The 3541-nt window shown below is 69.0% G+C and carries 4 protein-coding genes and 1 pseudogene; all 5 read left to right on the top strand.

The genetic code is table 11. The annotated features are described in order from the left end of the window. Window positions 1-106 precede the first annotated feature (106 nt). A complete protein-coding gene (locus tag ACIPIA_RS12325; RefSeq protein ID WP_400509908.1) occupies window positions 107-724 on the top strand; it encodes an anthranilate synthase component II in 618 nt (205 codons plus the stop codon). A gap of 15 nt (window positions 725-739) precedes the next feature. Continuing rightward, entirely contained in the window at window positions 740-1753 is a 1014-nt protein-coding gene (trpD, locus tag ACIPIA_RS12330; RefSeq protein WP_400509911.1) for an anthranilate phosphoribosyltransferase, read from the top strand. 7 nt (window positions 1754-1760) lie between these two features. Continuing rightward, on the top strand, window positions 1761-2573 hold the full coding sequence (gene trpC, locus ACIPIA_RS12335; RefSeq protein WP_400509913.1) for an indole-3-glycerol phosphate synthase TrpC: 813 nt from the start codon (window positions 1761-1763) through the stop codon (window positions 2571-2573). Beyond that, the gene (moaC, locus tag ACIPIA_RS12340) at window positions 2570-3052 is read left to right on the top strand and encodes a cyclic pyranopterin monophosphate synthase MoaC (RefSeq protein ID WP_400509915.1); all 483 of its coding nucleotides are present in this window, start codon (window positions 2570-2572) and stop codon (window positions 3050-3052) included. Before trpC ends, moaC begins: the two co-directional genes overlap by 4 nt. A 57-nt stretch (window positions 3053-3109) precedes the next feature. Further along, window positions 3110-3541, top strand: a pseudogene (locus tag ACIPIA_RS12345) (molybdopterin molybdenumtransferase MoeA); the annotation flags it as partial.

A 3541-nucleotide genomic window follows, 5' to 3' on the forward strand; every position in this document is an offset into this window, starting at 1 on the left:
GCTCGCCTCAACCCGCCCGTGGTCTAGGGCCGGCGCGGCCCGCGCAAAACTTGACCACCCCGCCTCTGAACGTGCATGACCTGTGGCCGTATTCACGGGTCCGGCCATGCGCGTTCTGTTGATCGACAACTACGACAGCTTCACCTGGAACCTGGTCCACCTGATCGGTGGCCTGGGAGCCGAGGTCGATGTCTGGCGTAACGACGCGCTGTCGGTGGAAGAGGCGCTCGGCGGCGAGCATGATGCGATCGTGCTCTCGCCCGGCCCCTGCACGCCCAACGAAGCCGGAATCTGCCTCGACGTGGTCCGGCAGGGCGGCGAGCGCAAGCCGATCTTCGGCGTCTGCCTCGGCCTGCAGGCGATGGGACAGGCCTTCGGCGGCGAGGTCGTGCGGGCGCCCATCCCGATGCACGGCAAGGTCTCGCCGATCCGGCACAAGTCGCGTGGCCTCTTCCGCGGCATCAACGGACCGTTGCAGGCGACGCGCTACCACTCCCTCGTGGTCGACCGCGGCTCCTGCCCCGCCGTCTTCGACATCGAGGCCGAGACCGATGACGGCCTGATCATGGCTCTCTCGCACCGGGAGCTGCCCGTTCACGGCGTCCAGTTCCATCCGGAGAGCATCGCCTCCGAGCATGGCGCGACGATCCTGCGGAATTTCCTCGACCTCGCGGAGCGATGGCAGAGCGAACGCGAAGCCTCCGCCCTGACCCCAACAGCCTGAATCCGCAGAGTTCCCATGGACGATTTCAAACCCTTCATCGCCAAGGTCGCGACCGGAGCGACGCTCTCGCGCGAGGAGGCGCGGGACGCCTTCGACACTATTCTCTCGGGCGAAGTGACGAACGCACAATCCGCCGCCTTCCTGATGGCGCTGCGCGTGCGCGGCGAGACGATCGACGAGATCGCCGGCGCCGTCGGCGCCATGCGCGGCAAGATGCTGCCCGTGAAGGCCCCGGCAGACGCGATCGACATCGTCGGCACCGGCGGCGATTCCTCCGGGTCCTACAACGTCTCGACGCTGGCCTCGATCATCACCGCGGCCTGCGGCGTGCCCGTCGCCAAGCACGGCAACCGCGCGGCGTCCTCGCGCTCCGGCGCGGCCGACGTGCTCACGGCGCTCGGCGTCAAGGTCGGGCTCGATTCGGCCGGAACCGAACGCTGCATCGCCGAGGCGGGCGTCGGCTTCATGTTCGCCCCGACCCATCACGCCTCGATGCGCCATGTTGCGCCGGTGCGCACCGAACTCGGCACGCGCACGATCTTCAACCTGCTCGGCCCGCTGTCGAACCCGGCCGGCGTAAAGCGCCAGCTGATCGGCGCCTTCTCCGAGACCTGGCTCGAACCCATGGTCAAGGTGCTGGCATCGCTCGGCTCGACCCGCGTCTGGGCCGTGCACGGCTCGGACGGGCTCGACGAGATCACCACCACCGGCCCGACCCGCGTCGTCTCGCTCGAGAACGGCAAGATCGAGAGCTTCACGATCAGCCCCGCCGATGTCGGCCTCGAACCGGCGAAGCCGGAGGAGTTGCGCGGCGGCACGCCGGAGCAGAACGCAGCGGCGCTGAATGCCGTGCTCGTCGGGGAGAGGACCGGTTTCCGCGACATCGCCGCCTTCAACGCCGCTGCGGCGCTGCTCGTCGCCGGCAAGGCCGGGAATTTGAAGGACGGTTTCGCCCAGGCGACGGCTGCCCTCGACTCCGGCAAGGCGAAGGCTGTGCTCGACGCCCTCGTCAAAGCCTCGAACGCGTGAGGGCGGCATGACCGACATCCTCGCCAAGATCGAAGTCTACAAGCGCCAGGAGATCGCGGCCGCAAAGGCCGCCGTCCCGCCGGCCGAGATCGAGCGCCGCGCCCGGGCCGCCGGCAAGCCGCGCGGCTTCGCTGCTGCGCTCGCCGCGAAGCTCGCGGCCGGCAAGCCGGCGCTGATCGCCGAAATCAAGAAGGCGAGCCCCTCCAAGGGCCTCATCCGCGCCGATTTCGATCCACCTGCGCTGGCCCGCGCCTATGCCGCCGGCGGCGCGGCCTGCCTTTCGGTGCTGACCGACGCGCCCTCCTTCCAGGGGCAACCGGAGTTCCTGATGCAGGCGCGCGAGGCCTCCGGCCTGCCGGCGCTGCGCAAGGACTTCCTCTACGAGCCCTATCAGGTCTACGAAGCCCGCAGCTGGGGCGCCGACTGCATCCTGATCATCATGGCCGGCGTCGACGACGACAGCGCCCGGGCGCTGAACGAGACCGCGCGCGAGCTCGGCATGGATGTGCTCGTCGAGGTGCATGACGACGCCGAACTCGACCGGGCGCTCAAGCTCGAAAGCAGGTTGCTCGGCATCAACAACCGCGATCTGCGCAGCTTCCATGTCGATCTTGCGGTGACCGAGCGGCTGGCGCCGCGCGTGCCCGCCGATCGCATCGTCGTCGGCGAGAGCGGCATCTTCGCCCATGCCGATATCGCCCGCCTCAACCGGGCCGGCGTCAACACCTTCCTCGTCGGCGAGAGCCTGATGCGGCAGGCGGACGTCGCCACCGCGACGCGCACCCTGCTGACCGGCCAGGCCAACGAGAACGCGGCGTGAGCCGGCTCAGCCATCTCGACGCCCGGGGCCAGGCGCATATGGTCGATGTCGGCGACAAGGCCGAGACGACCCGCATAGCCGTCGCCGAGGGCAGCGTCGTGATGGCGCCGGAGACGATCGCGATCGTGCGCGATGGCAATGCCAGGAAGGGCGACGTGCTCGGCACCGCGCGCCTGGCCGGCATCATGGCCGCCAAGCGCACACATGAGCTGATTCCGCTCTGCCACCCGCTTCTGCTCAGCAAGATCGGCGTCGATCTCGATATCGACGAGGCCTTGCCCGGCGTGCGCGTGCGCGCCGAGGTGAAGATGAAAGGCCAGACCGGCGTCGAGATGGAGGCGCTCACCGCCGTTTCCGTCGCCTGCCTCACCGTCTACGACATGGTCAAGGCGGTCGACCGGGCGATGCGGATCGAGAACATCCGCCTGCTGCACAAATCCGGCGGCCAGTCCGGCGATTACGAGGCCAAGGTCGGTTGAGGGAGCAAGCATGATGTCATCCGCAAACCAGCCCGCATTCTTCGGCATCATGCGCTGATGGCACTCACCCCGGTCCCCGTCGCGCGCAAGGCGCTGCTTGAAAGCATCCCCGGGCAGACCGGCGTCGAGGTCCTGCCGCTCGCACAATGCGCCTGGCGCGTGCTCGCCGACGAACTCAGCGCGCTCCGGACCCAGCCGCCCTTCGCCAACTCCGCCATGGACGGCTATGCCGTGCGCGGCGACGACATGGCCCAGGGCGCCACGCTCGCGGTGATCGGGGAATCCGCCGCCGGCCGGGCCTTCGAGGGTGCGGTCGGCTCCGGCCAAGCCGTGCGGATCTTCACCGGCGCGCCGATGCCCGATGGCGCCGATACGATCCTGATCCAGGAAGATGCCGACGACGTCGGCAGCCCGACGATCCGCGTGCGCGTGCCTCCGGCCAAGGGAAAGTTCCTGCGTCCGGCAGGACTGGACTTCCGCAAGGGCGAC

This window comes from Allobosea sp. CER48 (genome assembly GCF_044752385.1).
In the GTDB taxonomy this organism is placed as follows: domain Bacteria; phylum Pseudomonadota; class Alphaproteobacteria; order Rhizobiales; family Beijerinckiaceae; genus Allobosea.

What these genes read in the sequence shown, in the direction of transcription:
- ACIPIA_RS12325 (WP_400509908.1), top strand. Translation starts at nt 107, where the DNA reads ATGCGCGTTCTGTTGATCGACAACTACGACAGCTTCACCTGGAACCTG.
- trpC (WP_400509913.1), top strand. Translation starts at nt 1,761, where the DNA reads ATGACCGACATCCTCGCCAAGATCGAAGTCTACAAGCGCCAGGAGATC.
- trpD (WP_400509911.1), top strand. Translation starts at nt 740, where the DNA reads ATGGACGATTTCAAACCCTTCATCGCCAAGGTCGCGACCGGAGCGACG.